The organism is Pantoea sp. IMH (assembly GCF_000599885.1).
Classification (GTDB): Bacteria; Pseudomonadota; Gammaproteobacteria; order Enterobacterales; family Enterobacteriaceae; genus Erwinia.
The window spans coordinates 209,759-228,859 of the sequence record NZ_JFGT01000002.1 but is presented as its reverse complement, the minus strand read 5'-3'; the positions used below and the strand labels follow the sequence as shown (position 1 = coordinate 228,859).

Below are 19,101 nucleotides of genomic sequence, written 5' to 3'. Positions count from 1 at the left end.
CATGCCGCGCATTCACACGCTGGATTTCATTCGTGGATTGGCCATTCTGGGGATCCTGCTGCTGAATATTGTGGCGTTCGCGCTGCCCAGCGCGGCTTACCTTAATCCTGCGTGGCAGGGAAGGGTGTCCTCAAGTGATGCCTGGACCTGGGCGCTGCTCGATCTCTTTGCCCAGGTTAAATTTCTCACCCTCTTTTCGCTGCTGTTTGGCGCCGGTCTTCAGATGCTGCTGCCAAGAGGTAAGCGCTGGCTCCAGGCGCGCCTGACCTGGCTGGTTCTGTTCGGTTTCTGCCACACTGTTTTTTTCTGGAGTGGCGACATTCTTTTTGACTACGGTCTGCTCGGCCTGGTGGCCTGGCGGATGATCCGTGATGTGCCTTCCAGTAAACAGCTTTTCAATACCGGCGTGCTGCTCTATCTCGTCGGTAGCGGTGTGCTCATCGTGCTGGGAATGGCTTCCGGCAATCAGTCCAACAGCGCCTGGCTGCCGGGACCCGCCCTGGTGCAGTATGAAACCTTGTGGAAAACCGGCGGCGGATGGCTTGCGGTGCAAAACCGGCTGGATCTGTTTTCTTCCGGACTGCTGACGCTGGCCGCCCAATATGGCTGGCAGCTTGCCGGTCTGATGATGATTGGCGCCGCCCTGATGCGCAGCGGCTGGCTTAAAGGCAGCTACAGCCTGCAGCACTATCGCCGCAGCGCGCTGATCCTCATCTCCGTTGCCTGGCTTATCCAGATCCCCGGCATCTGGCTGCAATGGTGGTCCGGCTGGGATTTCCGCTGGGCTGGCTTCTTTCTTCAGGTCCCGCGGGAAATCGGCGCGCCGCTCCAGGCCATCGGCTACGCGGCGCTCTGTTTTGGCTACTGGCCCACGCTATCACGTCTGAAAGTGACGCGCGCCATCAGCCTTACCGGACGGATGGCCCTCAGTAACTACCTGCTGCAAACCCTGATCTGCACCACGCTGTTTGAACACTTTGGCTGGTTCAATAAACTGGATCGCAGCCAGTTGCTGGCGCTCGTTCCTCTTATCTGGCTGGCCAATCTGCTTTTCTCGCTGCTCTGGCTGCGTTACTTCCCGCAGGGGCCGGCTGAGTGGCTGTGGCGTAAACTGACGCTGCTTGGCGGCGGCCCGCCGCTTGACGGCACCCCAGTTAAGAATGATTTGCGTCACAAAGGTTAAATAATTGTATGTAACCGTTTTCATCGCTGTGACCTGTTTCACGTAGTCCCGCCTTAACCCCTGCCAGAATAGCCGCCAGGCACACTGCGTCTGGAAGAGTTATGCAAATTTTATCAAGAGTGAGCGATCATGATTACCATCCGTGATGTGGCGCGGGAGGCTGGTGTCTCCGTGGCGACCGTGTCACGCGTGCTGAATCAGAGCGCTGCGGTCACGCCCGAAACGCGCGATATGGTGCTACATATTGTCGATGCGCTCGGATACCGGCCCAACGCGAACGCACAGGCGCTGGTCACCCAGGTCAGCGACACCATTGGCGTGGTGGTGATGGACGTTTCCGATCCATTTTTTGGTGCGCTGGTTAAAGCCGTGGATACGGTGGCGCAGCGTATGAATAAGCACGTCCTGATCAATAACTCCTACCATCAGGCTGAAAAAGAACGCCATGCCATTGAAGTTCTTATCCGCCAGCGGTGCAATGCGCTGGTCGTGCACGCAAAAGCGCTGGATGACGCCGAACTCGCCGCGCTGATGGAGCAGGTGCCCGGTATGGTGTTAATCAACCGTACCCTGCCGGGCTACGCTCATCGCTGCGTCTGTCTGGATAACGTCAGCGGCGCGCTGATGGCGACACGCATGCTCCAGCAGCAGGGCCATCAGCGTATTGGCTATCTCGCGTCAAGCCATCCAATCGAAGATGTGGAGCAGCGCCGCCAGGGCTGGATCCAGGCGCTGGCTGAGCAACAGCTGGTGGCACAGGAAAGCTGGACGGCGAGCGCGGAGCCCGATCTGCAGGGCGGGGAAGCGGCCATGGTGGAGTTATTAGGGCGGAATCAGCATCTGACGGCGGTCTTTGCCTATAACGACAGCATGGCCGCCGGCGCGCTGGCCGCGCTGAAGGATAATGGCATCGCCATACCGCAGCAGATTTCGGTGATCGGTTTCGATGATATCCCCATTTCCCGCTACACCGATCCTCAGCTAACCACGGTACGCTATCCTATTGTTTCCATGGCTAAAACGGCGACAGAACTCGCACTGAAAGGGGCGGCTGGCCTGCTTGATGAGAACGCCACGCACTGTTTTATGCCGACGCTGGTTCGCCGGCATTCCGTCGCGGCCCGGCAAAATGTGGTGCCCGTCACTAACTCAAGCGATAGCGCCGTGTAACCGTTTTCAAATTGTGAGTAAATTCACAGTTAATTAACATCGCCTTCTCTATGATGGCAGCGACTCAACGGGTGTGAAACATTATGTAACGCGGTTCAAGCCCCCCGGACCGCCAGTTTACCGCCCGCTGAAACCCTTTTTTACACAGCTTTCTGGAAGCGTTGCCGTACAGGGAAGTCGGGTTTGGTTTTAACAAATAATCGGCTTTGCGACACGTTACCCCAACATTTCGCCTCGCCGTAACCATTGCGCCGCCACGCTCACTGATAACGAGCCGGGCGCTGAGAACGACCCTACAAAAACCGGAGATACCATGAATAAGAAGGCTTTCACGCTCACAGCCCTGGTTGCCAGCATGATGTTTGGCGCAACGGCTCACGCCGCCGACACCCGTATCGGCGTGACTATCTACAAATATGACGACAACTTTATGTCCGTTGTGCGTAAAAATATTGAGAAAGAAGCGGATAAAACCGATGGCATTCAGCTGCTGATGAATGACTCTCAGAACAGCCAGTCAACGCAGAACGATCAGGTTGACGTTCTGGTGGCGAAGGGCGTGAAAGCGCTGGCGATTAACCTGGTTGACCCGGCTGCGGCCGCGGTGATTATCAGCAAAGCCAAATCAAACGATATTCCGGTGGTTTTCTTCAATAAAGAGCCAACCGCCAAAGCGCTGGCCAGCTACGACAAAGCTTACTATGTCGGTACCGATTCGAAAGAGTCTGGCGTCAAGCAGGGCGAACTGATTGCGAAACACTGGAAAGCGAGTCCGGCCTGGGATCTGAATAAAGATGGCGTGATCCAGTTTGTGCTGCTGAAAGGCGAGCCAGGCCATCCGGATGCAGAAGCACGTACGAAATATGTTATTGATACGCTGAACACCGGCGGCGTGAAAACGCAGCAGCTGCACCTTGATACCGCGATGTGGGATACGGCGCAGGCGAAAGACAAAGTGGATGCCTGGCTCTCTGGTCCGAACGGCAACAAAATTGAAGTGGTTATCGCCAATAACGATGCGATGGCGATGGGTGCGGTAGAAGCGCTGAAGGCCCACAATAAGTCTGCGGTTCCGGTCTTTGGCGTGGATGCGCTGCCGGAAGCGCTGGCGATGGTCAAATCGGGCGCCCTGGCGGGCACCGTGCTTAACGATGCTGAAAACCAGGCAAGAGCAACCTTTATGATGGCGAAAAACCTCTCTGAAGGTAAAGCCGCCACCGAAGGCACCGATTACAAACTGGATGGCAAAGTCGTGCGCGTCGCTTACGTGCCGGTTGATAAAGAGAATCTCTCTCAGTTCACGAAATAACCGTTCCGCAACCGGGCGCAGTTCGCTGCGCCCATTTCCGGGCTCGCAGTCGGGTCAGCCCGATGGTGCGCCACATTCAGCCAGGTAGAATTATGGGCAGTGATAAAGTTCAGCCAGAGCGCGAATATCTGCTGGAAATGACCGACGTCAGTAAGTCATTTCCCGGCGTGAAAGCGCTGGATAACGTGAATTTAAAAGTTCGCCCGCACTCTATTCACGCTCTGATGGGTGAAAATGGCGCGGGGAAATCCACGTTATTGAAATGTCTCTTCGGCATTTACAGTAAAGATTCAGGCAGCATTCTGTTTCAGGGGAAAGAGATTAATTTTAATAGCGCAAAAGAAGCGCTGGAAAATGGCGTCTCAATGGTGCATCAGGAACTGAACCTGGTTTTACAACGCTCGGTCATGGATAACATGTGGCTGGGACGATATCCCCGAAAAGGGGTATTTGTTGACCAGGATAAAATGTACCGCGATACCAAAGCGATCTTTGAAGAGCTGGATATTGATATCGATCCGCGTGACAAAGTGGTGACGCTCTCTGTTTCGCAGATGCAGATGGTGGAAATCGCCAAGGCGTTCTCCTATAACGCAAAAATCGTTATTATGGATGAGCCAACGTCATCGCTGACGGAAAAAGAAGTTAACCACCTCTTTACGATTATTCGTAAACTCAAAGAGCGTGGCTGCGGTATTGTGTATATCTCGCATAAAATGGAAGAGATATTCCAGCTCTGCGATGAGATCACTATCCTTCGTGATGGACAGTGGATTGCGACCCAGCCGCTGGAAGGGCTGGATATGGACAAAATCATCGCTATGATGGTCGGGCGTTCGCTTAATCAACGCTTTCCTGACAAGTCCAATGTTCCGGGTGAAACCATCCTGGAAGTGCGTAACCTGACCTCGCTGCGCCAGCCCTCTATCCGGGATATCTCGTTTGATCTCCGCAAAGGGGAGATATTGGGCATCGCGGGACTGGTTGGCGCAAAACGCACCGACATTGTGGAAACCCTTTTTGGTATCCGCGAAAAATCTGGCGGGACGATTAAGCTGCACGGCAAAAAAATTAATAACCACAGCGCGAATGAAGCTATCAACCACGGCTTTGCCCTGGTGACTGAAGAACGACGCGCGACGGGGATTTATGCTTTCCTGGATATCGGCTTTAACTCGCTGATTTCAAATATCCGTAAATATAAAAATAGTTTTGGCCTGCTGGATAACAGCCGCATGAAGAGTGATACCCAGTGGGTGATTGACTCGATGCGGGTGAAAACGCCGGGGCACCGGACATCCATTGGCTCGCTCTCCGGCGGGAATCAGCAAAAGGTGATTATTGGCCGCTGGCTGTTAACCTCGCCGGAAATACTGATGCTGGATGAACCGACGCGCGGTATCGACGTGGGTGCCAAATTTGAAATTTATCAGTTGATCTCCGAGCTGGCGAAGAAAGATAAAGGCATCATTATTATCTCTTCCGAAATGCCGGAGCTTTTAGGGATTACCGACAGGATTCTGGTAATGAGTAACGGCATGGTCGCGGGTATCGTTGAAACAAAATCGACAACGCAAAACGAAATATTACGTTTGGCATCGTTGCACCTTTAATAGGGTAAGGGCTGTTACCATGAATGCAGTAAATAAAAAAAACGCGCTCAACTGGTTTAAAGAGGGTGGGATATATGTGGTGTTGCTGGTGCTTCTGGCGATTATTATTTTCCAGGACCCGACCTTCTTAAGTCTGATGAACTTAAGTAATATTCTGACTCAGTCCTCCGTGCGTATTATTATCGCGCTCGGCGTGGCTGGTCTGATTGTGACTCAGGGAACCGATCTCTCCGCCGGACGTCAGGTTGGTCTGGCGGCCGTTGTGGCGGCAACGCTGCTACAGGCGATGGATAACGTCAATAAGGTGTTTCCACAGCTGGAAACGTTACCGATCGCGGTGGTCATCCTGATTGTCTGCGTTATCGGTGGCCTGATTGGCCTGGTGAACGGCCTGATTATCGCCTATCTGAAGGTGACGCCGTTTATCACCACCCTGGGCACCATGATTATCGTGTATGGCATTAACTCGCTCTATTACGATTACGTGGGCGCTTCCCCTATTGCAGGCTTTGACGAAGGGTTTTCGACCTTTGCGCAGGGTTTTATCCGCATGGGGGATTTCAAACTCTCTTATATAACTTTCTATGCCGCCATCGCGATCTTCTTTGTCTGGGTCCTGTGGAATAAAACGCGCTTTGGTAAAAACATTTTTGCCATCGGCGGCAACCCTGAAGCCGCCCGCGTTTCCGGCGTGAACGTCAATTTCAACCTGATCCTGATTTATGCCCTGTCGGGTGTGTTCTACGCTTTTGCCGGGATGCTGGAGGCGGGCCGTATCGGCTCGGCAACCAACAACCTCGGCTTTATGTACGAGCTGGATGCGATTGCTGCCTGTGTGGTGGGCGGGGTTTCCTTCGCGGGCGGTGTGGGTACGGTAGCAGGCGTGGTGACTGGTGTGCTGATCTTCACCGTGATCAACTACGGGCTGACCTATATCGGCGTTAACCCTTACTGGCAGTACATTATTAAAGGCGGCATCATCATTTTCGCCGTGGCGCTGGATTCACTGAAGTACGCCCGGAAAAAATAACCGGGGCCGTACGGCGCTAAAAGCGTCAGCAGTGCAGGCAAAAACGCATCCCTCAACGGATGCGTTTTTTTATTTCTTCGCTTTTTTTTCCTGCTGCTGCTCCAGCTCCAGTAGCTGCTCCGGCGTAACGGCCGGGTAGCTTTGCGCATCTTCCGGGATTTCGTATCGGGCAGGGATCGGCACCAGCGGCCCAAGGAAACGCGGTTCCCGTTTCATCAGAAACAGATCGGCCAGCGCACCGAGACGGGCGCCCACTTCACGTACGCGGATATTGAGCATGTTTTTCGGTGAAGGCACCGCATAGCACTGCGCCTGAATGCCCATATGTAATGCGATAAACAGCGCACGCTCGCAGTGAAAGCGCTGCGTGATGATAATGAAGTCGTTAGTATCAAACACTTTACGGGTACGCACGATGGAATCCAGGGTGCGGAAGCCTGCGTAGTCCAGCACGATATCCGATGCGGGAACGCCTGCGGCGATCAGATCGCGGCGCATCGTCATAGGTTCGTTATAACTTTGCAGCGCATTATCTCCGCTGAGCAGCAGATAATTTACCTTGCCGCTGTTATAGGCGTTAATCGCTCCCTGAATGCGATAGCGGTAATACTGGTTAATGCCGCCCGTACGGTAGTATTTCGCGGTGCCCAGCACCACACCGACCTGGCGGTAAGGCAGCGTTTTGAGATCGTCATAGACGTAGGGAGCCGTTTTGATGCTTATCCAGCGATCGAGACCGAGCGCGGTCATTACTATCAGTGTTGCTATGATAATAAGACCAAAAATCAAGCGTTTTATCATGCCGGATGTTGCTCAGACTTGCGGGGAAAAGGTGGATTAAGGCTACTTTACCCGGCCTGGCGAAGCAAGCCGGGGTTCGCCGTATGACGGGTTTTCGCACAATTTTCGCGCGTGACAGTTGCGGCCGGTAAATAAAAGGTGCGCGAATGCGTTATTTCTTAACATCCTTCTAACTTCCCGCGGGGAAACAGGCCGGGTAAAGGAATACCCGGCACTCGTCGTCAGATGGAGGTTCGGCGGTAATTACGGTACTGCGGCAGCCAGAAGTTAGCGGCAATGGCGCGTGAAAGCACATCTTCGGACGTGACCACGGCGACGCCCGCCAGCTGTGCCGCCTTGCCAACGGCCATGGCGATCAGCTTCGATACGCCCTGAATATCCTTCACTTCCGGCAGTACCGGGCCGAAACCGTCGTTGACCAGCGGCGAGCAGTCTGCCAGCGCGCGGCTGGCCGCCATCAGCATGCTGTCGGTGACGCGGGTGGCGCCAGAGGCGATCACGCCAAGCCCGATGCCGGGGAAAATATAGGAGTTATTGCACTGGGCGATCGGGAAAACCTTCTCCTTCCACATGGCCGGTGCAAACGGGCTGCCGGTGGCCACCAGCGCTGCGCCTTCGGTCCAGGCAATAATATCCTGTGGCGTGGCTTCAACACGTGACGTTGGGTTAGAGAGCGGCATCACAATCGGACGAGCACAGTGCTTATGCATCTCGCGTATAATTTCTTCGCTGAACAGGCCCGGCTGGCCGGAAACGCCAATCAGGATATCCGGACGGGCATTGCGCACCACATCCAGCAGCGAGAGCGCGTCAGAGGTGACGTCCCAGCCCGCCAGCGCGTCGCTTTTCTGTACCAGCTTGCTCTGGAAGTTCAGCAGGTTTGGCAGCTTGTCGGTTAACAGGCCGAAGCGGTCCACCATAAATACCCGCGCCCGCGCTTCTTCATCGCTCAGTCCTTCCGATTTCATCTGGGCAATAATCTGTTCGGCAATACCACAACCGGCAGATCCCGCACCGAGGAATACCACTTTCTGCTCGCTCATTTTGCTGCCCGCCGCGCGGCTGGCGGCGATTAGCGTGCCCAGCGTGACCGCCGCGGTGCCTTGAATATCATCATTGAAGCAGCAGACTTCATCACGGTAGCGCTCCAGCAGCGGCATGGCGTTCTTCTGGGCAAAATCTTCAAACTGCAACAGCACGTTCGGCCAGCGGCTTTTTACCGCCTGGATAAACTCGTTGACGAAGTTGTCATACTCTTCGCCCGTGATACGCGGGTGACGCCAGCCCATATAGAGCGGATCGTTGAGTAGCTGAGTATTATTGGTTCCCACGTCCAGCACTACCGGCAGCGTATAAGCGGGGCTGATACCACCGCACGCGGTATAAAGTGACAGCTTACCGATCGGGATACCCATGCCGCCGATGCCCTGATCCCCCAGGCCAAGAATGCGCTCGCCGTCGGTGACGACAATCACTTTCACGTTTTGCTTGGTGGCGTTTTGCAGCATATCTTCGATGTTGCCGCGATTGGGGTAGGAAATGAATACGCCGCGCGCGCGACGATAGATTTCTGAGAAGTGCTCGCAGGCGGCGCCCACCGTTGGGGTATAAATGATGGGCATCATCTCTTCCAGATGATTGTCCAGCAGGCGGTAGAACAGTGTTTCGTTAGTGTCCTGAATATTACGCAGGTAAACGTGCTTATCGTTATCGTTTTTAAAATCCTGAAACTGGCGCCAGGCGCGCTGGGCCTGCTCTTCAATGGTTTCCACCGTTTCAGGCAGCAGGCCGCGAAGATTGAACTCATTACGCTCCTCGACGGAGAAAGCGCTGCCTTTGTTCAGCAGGGGAAATTCCAGCAAAATAGGGCCAGCATAAGGGATATAAAGCGGACGTTTACTTTCGTACTCGAGTTCCATGCAATCTACTCATCAATTCAGGATGTGCGGCAATCCTAAAATAATTCATCTGAAAGTACAGCTTTTGTTACCTGCTGATAACAAAAGCTGTGACTTGTATGCGGTGAAGCCGCAGGAAAGGGTCAGTTCAGCGGAACGGTCGTGACATTGGCGCAGCCAAGCGCCTGCAGGGTAGCCAGTGTCGCCTGGCGCTGAATCACGCTGGCGTCGGGGGCTTCAGCCAGTACCGCCCGCTGGATCTTCAGCACATCACGGCCAGAGAGACTCAGCAGATTCAGGGCGGCCTGCAGCGGCGGCAGGCTCGGGTTAAAGGCGGCGTTTTCGGCATAACTTCCGGCGAAAATCGCGCCGTCCTCGCTTTGCAACGCCACGCCGCTCCAGGCCTGCGTATAGGGCGCATGGCTGCGGTTAGCGGCCTGAAGCGCCGCCTGGCTGAGCGGATCGCCTTTCAGGGTGAAACCGTGATCGACTTTATCCAGTAGCAGGGTTTTGATATCCAGATCGCGGGGACCAAAGGCGTCCGGCAGGTAGTCGCCCAGCGTAGCGGGCTCCCGGCCCGGCAGAGAAATCTGCAGCGCGGTGCCGCTGTTAAGTTCATTCATAAACTGGCGGCAGTGGCCGCAGGGCGTGTAGTTCACGGTGATCGCCTCAAGTGAGGGTTCACCGCGTAGCCAGGCGTGCGTGACGGCGCTCTGCTCGGCGTGGACCGTCTGCTGCATGGTACTGCCGGCAAACTCCATATTGGCCCCAAAATAGAGGTGACCGCTGCTGCCGCGTGCCAGCGCACCTACGCTGAAGTGGGAAAGCGGAACGACGGCGCAGGCGGCGGCCAGCGGCAGCAGGGCAAAAGCCAGCTCGCTGTCATTCATCCCTGTCTGGCTTTTAACCCTGTCGATCTGTTCCGGCGTTAAAAAAGCGGCAAAGTCATCAGCGGCAAGAACTGGGTGCAGGGCGCTTTGCAGCGGCGCAGGCAGCGTGGCAAAAGCAGTCTGGAAACGTGGGTGCATATCGGGCCTCTCAGGGTGGTCGGCCGCTTATTCTGTCGGGCCGTCCGGGCGTTGTATGTGATTTTTATCACATTTAGAATGTAACCTGTGAAATTCATTTCTTAAATGCGGGACTTATCGCAACTTTTATCCCCAGAGTGCCATCAGCAGTGGATAGATAAAAGGTGCCAGCAGCGAGGTGATGATGCCGCAAATCACCAGCGCCAGCGAACTCCATGCCCCTTCCTGATAGTCCAGCTCGACGCAGCGTGCGGTGCCCAACGCATGGGAGGCATTGCCTATCGCCAGCCCACGCGCTGGTTTGCTTTTTATCTTAAAGAGGTTAAGCAGCATATGACCGAATACGGCACCCAGCACGCCGGCGATAAGTACGCAGATGGCGCTGATAGCCGGGATACCGCCGAGCGTGCCAGAGATCGCCATAGCGATTGGAGTGGTCACGGATTTGGGCAGAATAGTGGCGGCAATCTCCGGCGTAGCCCCCATCCAGAGCGCGATGGCCGTGCCGGAGATCATGGCAGTCAGGCTGCCAATAAAGCAGATGCTGATAATCGATTTCCAGCGCGCACGAATTTGATGCAGCTGTTCATAAAGCGGCAGCGCCAGCGCGACGACGGCAGGCTGCAGAAGCTGGTTCAGCACGCTGCTTCCCTGAAAATAACGGGCGTAAGGCATCTGCAGCAGCAGCAGCAGGGGAATAATCACCGCCATGGAGATCAGGAGCGGATTCAGCAGCGAGATTTTTACCTTCGCCGCCACCTTACGGGCGAGAAAGAAGACCACAAGGGTCAGCGGCAGCGACCACCAGATATCACTCATCGCCTGCTCCTTTCTTCGCCGGGACCCGGCTGTGCACCTGGTGTGAGGTCAGCCCAACGGTCAGCAGCACAATAAAGGTGCTGGCGACGCAGGAGACCACAATCGGACCAAACTGCGCGGTCAGCACGTCCATATAGCTCATCACGCCGACGCTTATCGGCACGAACAGCAGCGCCATATAGCGGATCAGCAGAAGGCTGCCTGGCTTCACCCAGTTAACGGGGACAAGGCGGGAAACCAGCAGGAAAAAGAGAATAAGCATGCCCAGAATGCTGCCCGGGATGGTCACAGGAAGCAGGGCAGCCAGCCCGATGCCGGCATAAAGACAGAGATAAATGATGATAAAGGCGCGAAGATAACGCCAGATAACGGACAGCGCGCTGCGCATGATAAGCTCCCGGTATTCAGAACGTTAATCATACGTCGAAATAATAAAACGTGCTATGAGTCACGCTCTGAGGATAAAAAAAGGGGCGAATCAGATCGCCCCTTACCGTTTCTGCGGTGAAGGTCGTTACTTCACCTGCATGCCGGGTTGAGCGCCGCTGTCGGGACTCAGCAGGAAAATATCCTCGCCGCCAGGGCCCGCCGCCATCACCATGCCTTCGGAGACACCGAAGCGCATCTTACGCGGCGCCAGATTGGCAACCATCACCGTCAGACGCCCCACCAGCAGAGCAGGGTCAGGGTAAGCCTGACGGATGCCGGAGAAGACCTGGCGGGTTTCGCCGCCCAGATCCAGCGTCAGGCGCAGCAGCTTGTCCGACTTCTCTACCAGTTCGGCATTCTGAATAAGCGCGATGCGCATATCGACCTTCGCAAACTCATCAAAGCTGATGGTTTCCTGAATCGGGTCGTCAGCCAGCGGACCGGTCAGCGTAGGCTTGCTGGCCGCGACGGCATCTTCCTTTGACGCCTCAATCAGCGCGTTGACTTTGTCCATCTCCACACGGTTGTAGAGCGCCTTAAAGCTGGCGACGGAATGGTTAAGCAGCGGCTGCTGAATGCCTTCCCAGCTCAGTTCCTGATTGAGGAAGGCTTCGGCGCGCTCGCTCAGCGAAGGCAGCACCGGCTTAAGCCAGGTCATCAGCACGCGGAACATATTGATGCCCATTGAACAGATGGCCTGCAGCTCGGCGTCGCGGCCTTCCTGCTTCGCCACTACCCACGGCGCCTGCTCATCCACATAGCGGTTGGCGACGTCGGCCAGCGCCATAATTTCACGCACGGCACGGCCAAACTCGCGGCTGCTCCAGGCCTCACCGATGCTGGTTGACGCATCGGTAAAAGTTTTATAGAGCGCCGGATCGGCCAGTTCAGCGGAGAGCTTGCCGTCAAAACGCTTATTGATGAAGCCCGCGTTACGTGAGGCGAGGTTCACCACTTTGTTAACGATATCGGCATTGACGCGCTGAACAAAATCTTCGAGATTCAGGTCAATATCGTCAATGCGCGAGGAGAGCTTGGCCGCGTAATAGTAGCGCAGGCTGTCGGCATCAAGATGCTGCAGCCAGGTGCTGGCTTTGATAAAGGTACCGCGTGATTTGGACATCTTCGCGCCGTTCACCGTCACGTAGCCGTGCACAAACAGGTTGGTCGGCTTGCGGAAGTTGCTGCCTTCCAGCATCGCTGGCCAGAAAAGGCTGTGGAAGTAGACGATATCTTTACCGATGAAGTGATAGAGATCGGCATCGGAATCTTTCTGCCAGAAAGCGTCGAAGTCGATATCGCCGCGCTTGTCGCACAGGTTTTTGAACGACCCCATGTAGCCGATAGGCGCATCCAGCCAGACGTAAAAATATTTGCCTGGCGCATCCGGGATTTCGAAGCCAAAGTAGGGCGCATCACGCGAGATATCCCACTGATGCAGGCCGGATTCAAACCACTCCTGCATTTTGTTCGCGACCTGCTCCTGCAACGCACCGGAGCGTGTCCACGCCTGCAGCATCTCGCTGAACTCCGGCAGATCGAAGAAGAAGTGTTCGGAATCACGCAGTACCGGCGTGGCACCGGAGACCACGGACTTCGGATCGATCAGCTCGGTCGGGCTGTAGGTGGCGCTGCACACTTCGCAGTTATCGCCATACTGATCGGGCGATTTACATTTCGGGCAGGTGCCCTTCACAAAACGATCTGGCAGGAACATGCCTTTTTCGGGATCGTAGAGCTGCGAAATAGTGCGGTTTTTGATAAAGCCGTTCTCTTTCAGCCGGGTATAAATCAGCGCGGAGAGTTCGCGGTTCTCATCACTGTGCGTAGAGTGATAGTTATCGTAGCTGATATTAAAGCCGGCAAAATCGGTCTGATGTTCCTGACTCATCTCGGCAATCATCTGTTCAGGCGCGATGCCCAACTGCTGCGCTTTCAGCATAATGGGCGTCCCGTGCGCGTCGTCTGCACAGATGAAGTAAACCTGATTGCCGCGCATTCGCTGGTAACGAACCCAAATATCTGCCTGGATATGCTCGAGCATGTGGCCGAGATGGATGGAGCCGTTAGCGTACGGCAGTGCGCACGTTACCAATATTTTTTTCGCGACTTGAGTCATAGTGGGACTTGTTATACCTGATTAACTAGGGGGCTTAGATGGTAACTGAGTGTCGTCGCTGCGTAAACATTCCCGCGATCCCCACGTCGTTTTTGCTTTCCCTGCGCCTCATCTGCGGCCACTTCTGATATGCTTAACGCACGAAAACCAATATGAAAACAAGGAGCCCGGATGCGTTCTCAATCCCAGGGGCAACACTCACCGGAGGCGCTGCGCGCGATGGTGATGGGCGTATTAACGGCGTTTGAACACCCCACGCTGACCCACAATCTGACCCGACTGAAAGCGCTGCATCACTGTACGCTGCTGGACAATACGCTGCACGTCGATCTGGTGATGCCGTTCGTCTGGAACAGCGGGTTTGAGGCGCTGCAGGAGCAAACCAGCGCCGAACTGCTGCGCCTGACCGGTGCTGAGGCGATCAGCTGGCGGCTGAAGCATGAGGTCGCCACCATGAAGCGGGTCAAAAATCAGGCTGGTGTTAAAGGCGTAAAAAATATTATTGCCGTCAGTTCCGGTAAGGGCGGCGTCGGCAAGTCCAGCACTGCAGTGAATCTGGCGCTGGCGCTGGCGGCTGAAGGGGCGAAAGTGGGCCTGCTTGATGCGGATATTTACGGCCCGTCGATTCCTGACATGCTGGGAACACGCGACGAGCGACCCACCTCGCCGGATGGCACCCATATGGCCCCGATTATGGCGCACGGCCTGGCCACTAACTCGATCGGCTATCTGGTGACTGAAGATAATGCGATGGTGTGGCGCGGCCCGATGGCGAGTAAAGCGCTGATGCAGCTGCTTAACGAAACGCTGTGGCCCGACCTGGATTATCTGGTGCTGGATATGCCGCCAGGCACCGGTGATATCCAGCTGACGCTGGCGCAAAACGTCCCGGTGACCGGTGCGCTGGTGGTGACCACACCACAGGATATCGCGCTGGTTGATGCCCGCAAAGGCATCGTGATGTTCGAAAAAGTGGATGTGCCGGTGCTGGGCGTGGTGGAGAATATGAGCATGCATATCTGCAGCCAGTGTGGTCATCACGAGGCGATCTTCGGCAGCGGCGGCGCGCTGAAACTGGCGGAACAGTATCAGACGCGCCTGCTGAGTCAGCTGCCGCTGCATATCACGCTCAGGGAAGATCTGGATGACGGCCAGCCAACCGTGGTTCGCCGGCCAGACAGCGAGTTTACCCAGATCTATCGCCAGCTGGCGGGCAACGTCGCCGCACAGCTCTACTGGCAGGGCGAGGTGATCCCTGACGATATCGCTTTTCGCGTTATCTGAGGCCTTCTCCCGGCGGTGCTGCCGGGAGAGAATCGATTAACGCAGTACGGCTTACCTGTCACAAAACATAGTGCATCAACCAGTATTCGCCGTGCTCGCTCTCCCCATCGCTTATCACCTGCCAGCCATGTTTCTGATAAAATTTCACCGCAGCGGTATTCGCTTTCATGCACTTAAGCGCCCCGGATGAGGTGAAATTTTGCTGGACGGCGTCGAGCAGCGCCGTGCCAACGCCACGGCCCTGCCAGGCGGGATCGACAAAAAGGCTGTGCAGGAAATTGTCGTTAGGCAGCACGGCGGCAAAGCCGGTACGGTGCCCATCCGCTTCCGCAACCAGAATACGTTCTCCCAATGTCACTTCATCGAAATCTTCCAGCTGCCATTCGCTGCCGTCCAGCCAGTGCCAGTTGGCCCGGCGGGAGGCCAGGAACAGCGTGCGTAAAAAAGGGCGGTCAGCTTCGGTAAAGGGGCGGATATTCATGGCCAGAGATCTCTCGTTAAAATGATGCGCGACGCCGCCCTGTATGGGCTGTTATACACGACGTTTAAGGCTACGTTTCAGCGTACAAGCTTGACATGTCTTTCGCCGTCAAGACCGCTACCGCGATAATCATAGTCAACCTTTCCGGCATCAAACAGCTGATTGAGCAGGGTGAAGTTATCTGGCGGCGTTACGTTACAACGGTGATTCAGCACCCTATCCTGGATAGAAAACGCTGGATCGCCGCGTGAGATGCGTTCCAGATAATTGAGCATCTGCAGCGCCGCCACGCTGATACCGTACTGTTCGTTAAGGGGTCTGATCATGTTGTCTCCCGTCGTCTGCCGCTCTCTGACCGGGCGGTTGTCGAAAAATTGCTGGCCGGACTTTAGCAAAAAGCGGAAGCAGAGGGGAGAGCCGTCAGACTTATGGCGCATAAAATGAGTGGTGAGCAGGTCAATGCTGATGGATATTCTTGCTACGATGACAAGAAAGCAGGCAGTAAGCGTCAGGCGCAGCAAGAATCGTGGAACCACAACTGTCAGCGAAACCTGAAAAAGTGTTAACCATTGCTGATGCGTAGGCCATGTACAAAGATGAAAAGGGGCTCAACTGGACGAAACCGATCTCAATGGCGAGTGCTCGTTACATGGAAGTGTTGTTAACGGTCTTGGGAGGGGAAACTGATGTCACGGCGATCACAAAGCAGGACATTAAACAGGTGATGGAAGTTGTTGAAAATCTCTCTAAGCGCGTTGTTCAGCCTTACCGCTCAATGACCATCCAGCAACTGATTGAATGTGATGATGTTCCACCGGATCAACTGGTAGGCGTTGAGGCCATCCATAAGCATCTCAAGCAGTATAAATCACTCTTCAAAACCTTCCTCACAGAAAGCAAAGACATTTTATCTAAGGCGCCAACTGATGGCGTAGTGGCTGCACCTTCAAAAGCGAGATTTGGCGCTTAGAGCACAGCAGAGATGAAAAAATTTGTAGGATGGGCGCTCAAGCAGCCAGATAACTGGCAAAAATGGATCACGTTGTTGGCATACACTGGAGTCAGAAGAAGTGAGATAGGCAAGCTGGAAAAGTCACAGATCAAATTCGATGAGGACAGCCAGCGTTACTACTTCCTGATTGCCGAAGGAGGGCAAGGGAAGACGGAGAATGCTACAAGACAGGTAGTTATTCATCCTAAGCTGATCGAATGGGGATTCATGGAATATGTTGATCGCCAGTGGAAAGAGCGGATTTTTTCAGAAGTGGCAGGTACGAACATGACGAAGATCGGTAGAGTGTTTGCTGATGTTCGAGATCAGTTGGGTATTCCTTATCTGGACGATTATGGACAACGGCGGTTACTGCATTCTATCCGTCATAGTGTTTGCTCTTCGGCAATGGCTGGTTAGGTGAAAAACATTCTGCACTTACAGCAGACCGTGGGCCACGAGAAAAGCGGAGGGATCACAAAACGCTATTTACATACGTTTCCTTTGTCCTCAGTTTCTTATGTGATTGATGGGATTCATTGGAAGTGAATAAAATAGCCAAGCGTAAAACTTGGCTATTTATTTTATTGTCGTTAAATGAATGATGGTAAATAGAAAACTGCTAGCATCATGAATAGAAAAATAATACCAACGATGGAAAGTCGCACTTTTATACGTAACCAATCGGTGTGCTGATTAGGAAGTTCTTTAATGAAGCGTATTTGTTCATTATTCATCCCTCGCGTATGGAATGAGTTTTCTTTAAAGTATAATGCTTTGATAAAGAACGCATCACGCATAAACGAGAAAAAGAAACCCCCACCTTGATAAATTAAAACTTCTGCTGGTCTTGCGCCAAATTTATTTACGAATAGTGAGCAAAGCGTAAGGAATTTTTCTTTGGATAATTTGTCGTGTATTATGCTGAAAGCGTATGTTATTATTCCGAGAATCATAAAGATTCCAGAAATCTCAATTCGATGCATGGTCAGAAAATTAATTGCCGTAGACATCATACAGCTGCTCCCCGCTTAATTCCCCAACAGCACTCCCTACTGTGCTACCTGCATAGCCTAAACCAATACCGGCAATGACAGTACAAACAAGCCCACCAACACCTGCACTACCAACGCCAATTGCTACACATAATGGTATAGCGTTGCCACCAGCGTAAATACCACCGACTGTACCCAAAGCAAAGCTACCAATCTCAGTATACTTTTTCTTAGTACATTCAGCTTCGCGACCAACAGAACACGCTTCATGAATTTCGTTAAGAGAATGGAGTCCGCTAAAACCAATGCCTAAATAACCAGTGTAACGCATTGCTTTTACGTATTTAGCTGCCCGTTCGATGTGGGTAGCATAGCCTTCAATGTCACTGATCCCCGTTTCATTCCATTTGTGGGTAATAGAACTGCTGGAAAGGCCGAGTGCATTTTTTATTTTTATATACTCACCGAACTTCATAGCCTTATTAAGGAAACTGACTTTGAGTATGGATTCAAGTTCTTTAAACAACTGGCTACGTCTGACATAAAATTGTTCTCCAATCAATGAGCCTCTTGTTATGTAGGTATTCTTATACGTTTCTTGAATCTCTTTGAGTATTTTTTCGATACTCTCAAAGTATTTTCCAACAGGATCAGCAGCAAGGCCAATTCCGGTATCAGCGTAGCTGGTGAAATTAGCTATGGTAGCGTAATGTTTATGAAGGAAGTTAGCCTCTTCATGCGTCAGCGGTTCTAACGCAGCATCGACTCGCGCTTTCGCGGCTTTCATGTGGGCGATCTGTTCGTCGTCCTGCTTCTCAGGATCAACCAGAAGCATAATCGAACCAGCTTTGTATCTTTCATCCGGGCCGTTCAGCGTAGCGAATAGTTCCTTTGCTCCCGCTGGTGGGGTTTCGGTGAATAGCAGACGTTGCCAGGCTTCTGTAGTGCCGCCGTAGGGGAGAACGGCAAAACCTGCGTCGATACCTGTTTTCTTTTGCGCTACCTGGGCGTGCTGATCTGGTCCTGGCTCAATCGGGCCAGGCAGAACAGGAAACTCTACCTCGTGATAATTGTCTGTGGTTATTGTTGACTGGCTCTCAAGTTCATAATCATCAACGAAGTTTGAAGGAACGAATTTCGATTTGCATGGGCAGGAGCTATAGCTGTGCAGTGTTCCAGCTATTCTTTTTCCATGTATGTCGTCGTTATTAAGACCGCCGCAAATACGATAATATCCTGGATGTTTGCCACAGGTTACTTTATGGCCTTCACAGGCCATGTCTTTATCAAAAAACTGGTGATCGGTACATCCTTCAAGAATTCTGCCACCGCAAACAGTCTTATCACCCCTGAATAGATAATTACCCCTGGCTCCCATTAGTGCTTACTCCCTGGCATGGTTAGGAATCCATTCGGGAGAGTGTCACCTTCACGGAATACCAGTCTATTGCTGGATTGTGGCGTTGAGATTATTTCATCTCCATTATCAAGCATACTTCCAACCAGTGCAGAGGATACCCCCTGCATTACTCGTGCTGCACCAGCACCGGAAATGATAGTGGCTTCACTGCCGTCTGCGTCTACAACCTTATCTCCTACTCGTGCAACCTGAAATCCCCCGGCAGTGCTCTTACCTGATGCTTTTTGATGAACGCTACCGTTACAGGTAAGACTCCCGATCGTTGCTATCCTGAACATTAGCTTTACAGGGCAGGTGGCTAATCGTGTAATCAGGTTTAGGACTTCTTGCTGCGTGCTTTCGTCAAATGTGGTGATCTCTTCAGCTGCGAATGGTGGTTGAGCACATAATTTTTTAATTTCGGTGGTTAGTTCGCTGGTGTATTGATGCATAAGTCCCTCTACTTGTTATGGAAATAATCACGATGGTCATTTTACAATCAATGGCTACATGCGCAACCAGTATTAAACCTAAGTTAAACTTCGTTTCTTA

The 19,101-nt window shown here is 53.4% G+C and carries 17 protein-coding genes and 1 pseudogene; 7 read left to right on the top strand and 11 right to left on the bottom strand.

The window, feature by feature from the left end:
• The first annotated feature begins 1 nt into the window (after position 1).
• The 5 genes from yeiB to mglC all read left to right on the top strand — a co-directional run bounded on the left by yeiB (position 2) and on the right by mglC (position 6,305).
• Complete coding sequence (gene yeiB, locus EA20_RS0101150; protein WP_024965079.1) at positions 2-1,183, top strand: DUF418 domain-containing protein YeiB; 1,182 nt, start codon at positions 2-4, stop codon at positions 1,181-1,183.
• Positions 1,184-1,312: 129 nt separating this feature from the next.
• On the top strand, positions 1,313-2,353 hold the full coding sequence (gene galS, locus EA20_RS0101145) for an HTH-type transcriptional regulator GalS (protein WP_024965078.1): 1,041 nt from the start codon (positions 1,313-1,315) through the stop codon (positions 2,351-2,353).
• Between the two features lie 313 nt (positions 2,354-2,666).
• Positions 2,667-3,662 (top strand): galactose/glucose ABC transporter substrate-binding protein MglB, encoded by a 996-nt coding sequence (mglB, locus tag EA20_RS0101140; protein ID WP_024965077.1) that lies wholly within the window; start codon positions 2,667-2,669, stop codon positions 3,660-3,662.
• Positions 3,663-3,754: 92 nt separating this feature from the next.
• On the top strand, positions 3,755-5,275 hold the full coding sequence (gene mglA, locus EA20_RS0101135; protein WP_024965076.1) for a galactose/methyl galactoside ABC transporter ATP-binding protein MglA: 1,521 nt from the start codon (positions 3,755-3,757) through the stop codon (positions 5,273-5,275).
• A 19-nt stretch (positions 5,276-5,294) separates the two neighbouring features.
• Positions 5,295-6,305, top strand: a complete 1,011-nt coding sequence (gene mglC, locus EA20_RS0101130) for a galactose/methyl galactoside ABC transporter permease MglC (protein ID WP_024965075.1) — start codon at positions 5,295-5,297, stop codon at positions 6,303-6,305.
• Positions 6,306-6,374: 69 nt separating this feature from the next.
• On the opposite strand, the gene sanA is transcribed toward mglC, so the two are convergent.
• The 6 genes from sanA to metG form a co-directional block, all read right to left on the bottom strand.
• Positions 6,375-7,106, bottom strand: a complete 732-nt coding sequence (gene sanA, locus EA20_RS0101125; RefSeq protein WP_024965074.1) for an outer membrane permeability protein SanA — start codon at positions 7,104-7,106, stop codon at positions 6,375-6,377.
• Between the two features lie 221 nt (positions 7,107-7,327).
• Positions 7,328-9,025, bottom strand: a complete 1,698-nt coding sequence (locus EA20_RS0101120; RefSeq protein WP_024965073.1) for an NAD-dependent malic enzyme — start codon at positions 9,023-9,025, stop codon at positions 7,328-7,330.
• Positions 9,026-9,147: 122 nt separating this feature from the next.
• Entirely contained in the window at positions 9,148-10,032 is an 885-nt protein-coding gene (gene cdd, locus EA20_RS0101115) for a cytidine deaminase (RefSeq protein WP_024965072.1), read from the bottom strand.
• A 126-nt stretch (positions 10,033-10,158) separates the two neighbouring features.
• Positions 10,159-10,851, bottom strand: a complete 693-nt coding sequence (locus tag EA20_RS0101110) for a CidB/LrgB family autolysis modulator (RefSeq protein ID WP_024965071.1) — start codon at positions 10,849-10,851, stop codon at positions 10,159-10,161.
• Entirely contained in the window at positions 10,844-11,239 is a 396-nt protein-coding gene (locus EA20_RS0101105) for a CidA/LrgA family protein (protein WP_024965070.1), read from the bottom strand. Before EA20_RS0101105 ends, EA20_RS0101110 begins: the two co-directional genes overlap by 8 nt.
• A gap of 126 nt (positions 11,240-11,365) precedes the next feature.
• Positions 11,366-13,399, bottom strand: a complete 2,034-nt coding sequence (metG, locus tag EA20_RS0101100; protein WP_024965069.1) for a methionine--tRNA ligase — start codon at positions 13,397-13,399, stop codon at positions 11,366-11,368.
• A gap of 171 nt (positions 13,400-13,570) precedes the next feature.
• Here metG and apbC point away from each other — a divergent pair, with 171 nt between their 5' ends.
• Positions 13,571-14,683: an iron-sulfur cluster carrier protein ApbC gene (apbC, locus tag EA20_RS0101095; protein WP_024965068.1), complete on the top strand. Its 1,113-nt coding sequence runs from the start codon at positions 13,571-13,573 to the stop codon at positions 14,681-14,683.
• 58 nt (positions 14,684-14,741) lie between these two features.
• Here the strand turns inward: apbC and EA20_RS0101090 are convergent, their stop codons facing one another.
• A complete protein-coding gene (locus EA20_RS0101090; protein WP_024965067.1) occupies positions 14,742-15,164 on the bottom strand; it encodes a GNAT family N-acetyltransferase in 423 nt (140 codons plus the stop codon).
• A gap of 77 nt (positions 15,165-15,241) precedes the next feature.
• Complete coding sequence (locus EA20_RS0101085; protein ID WP_024965066.1) at positions 15,242-15,490, bottom strand: hypothetical protein; 249 nt, start codon at positions 15,488-15,490, stop codon at positions 15,242-15,244.
• Positions 15,491-15,699: 209 nt separating this feature from the next.
• Between EA20_RS0101085 and EA20_RS19465 the strand changes: the two are divergent.
• A pseudogene (locus tag EA20_RS19465) lies at positions 15,700-16,704 on the top strand (tyrosine-type recombinase/integrase); the annotation flags it as partial.
• A 44-nt stretch (positions 16,705-16,748) separates the two neighbouring features.
• Here the strand turns inward: EA20_RS19465 and EA20_RS0101070 are convergent.
• From EA20_RS0101070 to EA20_RS0101060, 3 genes are read right to left on the bottom strand one after another with little or no spacing between them, the layout of a single operon-like run.
• Positions 16,749-17,171 carry a hypothetical protein gene (locus tag EA20_RS0101070; protein ID WP_024965063.1) on the bottom strand — a complete coding sequence of 141 codons (423 nt, stop codon included), beginning with the start codon at positions 17,169-17,171 and terminating at the stop codon, positions 16,749-16,751.
• Positions 17,152-18,528, bottom strand: a complete 1,377-nt coding sequence (locus tag EA20_RS0101065) for a PAAR domain-containing protein (RefSeq protein ID WP_024965062.1) — start codon at positions 18,526-18,528, stop codon at positions 17,152-17,154. Before EA20_RS0101065 ends, EA20_RS0101070 begins: the two co-directional genes overlap by 20 nt.
• Entirely contained in the window at positions 18,528-19,001 is a 474-nt protein-coding gene (locus tag EA20_RS0101060; RefSeq protein WP_024965061.1) for a PAAR domain-containing protein, read from the bottom strand. Before EA20_RS0101060 ends, EA20_RS0101065 begins: the two co-directional genes overlap by 1 nt.
• Positions 19,002-19,101: the final 100 nt, after the last annotated feature.

What these genes read in the sequence shown, in the direction of transcription:
- yeiB (WP_024965079.1), top strand. Translation starts at nt 2, where the DNA reads ATGCCGCGCATTCACACGCTGGATTTCATTCGTGGATTGGCCATTCTG.
- galS (WP_024965078.1), top strand. Translation starts at nt 1,313, where the DNA reads ATGATTACCATCCGTGATGTGGCGCGGGAGGCTGGTGTCTCCGTGGCG.
- mglB (WP_024965077.1), top strand. Translation starts at nt 2,667, where the DNA reads ATGAATAAGAAGGCTTTCACGCTCACAGCCCTGGTTGCCAGCATGATG.
- mglA (WP_024965076.1), top strand. Translation starts at nt 3,755, where the DNA reads ATGGGCAGTGATAAAGTTCAGCCAGAGCGCGAATATCTGCTGGAAATG.
- mglC (WP_024965075.1), top strand. Translation starts at nt 5,295, where the DNA reads ATGAATGCAGTAAATAAAAAAAACGCGCTCAACTGGTTTAAAGAGGGT.
- sanA (WP_024965074.1), bottom strand. Translation starts at nt 7,106, where the DNA reads ATGATAAAACGCTTGATTTTTGGTCTTATTATCATAGCAACACTGATA.
- EA20_RS0101120 (WP_024965073.1), bottom strand. Translation starts at nt 9,025, where the DNA reads ATGGAACTCGAGTACGAAAGTAAACGTCCGCTTTATATCCCTTATGCT.
- cdd (WP_024965072.1), bottom strand. Translation starts at nt 10,032, where the DNA reads ATGCACCCACGTTTCCAGACTGCTTTTGCCACGCTGCCTGCGCCGCTG.
- EA20_RS0101110 (WP_024965071.1), bottom strand. Translation starts at nt 10,851, where the DNA reads ATGAGTGATATCTGGTGGTCGCTGCCGCTGACCCTTGTGGTCTTCTTT.
- EA20_RS0101105 (WP_024965070.1), bottom strand. Translation starts at nt 11,239, where the DNA reads ATGCGCAGCGCGCTGTCCGTTATCTGGCGTTATCTTCGCGCCTTTATC.
- metG (WP_024965069.1), bottom strand. Translation starts at nt 13,399, where the DNA reads ATGACTCAAGTCGCGAAAAAAATATTGGTAACGTGCGCACTGCCGTAC.
- apbC (WP_024965068.1), top strand. Translation starts at nt 13,571, where the DNA reads ATGCGTTCTCAATCCCAGGGGCAACACTCACCGGAGGCGCTGCGCGCG.
- EA20_RS0101090 (WP_024965067.1), bottom strand. Translation starts at nt 15,164, where the DNA reads ATGAATATCCGCCCCTTTACCGAAGCTGACCGCCCTTTTTTACGCACG.
- EA20_RS0101085 (WP_024965066.1), bottom strand. Translation starts at nt 15,490, where the DNA reads ATGATCAGACCCCTTAACGAACAGTACGGTATCAGCGTGGCGGCGCTG.
- EA20_RS0101070 (WP_024965063.1), bottom strand. Translation starts at nt 17,171, where the DNA reads ATGATGTCTACGGCAATTAATTTTCTGACCATGCATCGAATTGAGATT.
- EA20_RS0101065 (WP_024965062.1), bottom strand. Translation starts at nt 18,528, where the DNA reads ATGGGAGCCAGGGGTAATTATCTATTCAGGGGTGATAAGACTGTTTGC.
- EA20_RS0101060 (WP_024965061.1), bottom strand. Translation starts at nt 19,001, where the DNA reads ATGCATCAATACACCAGCGAACTAACCACCGAAATTAAAAAATTATGT.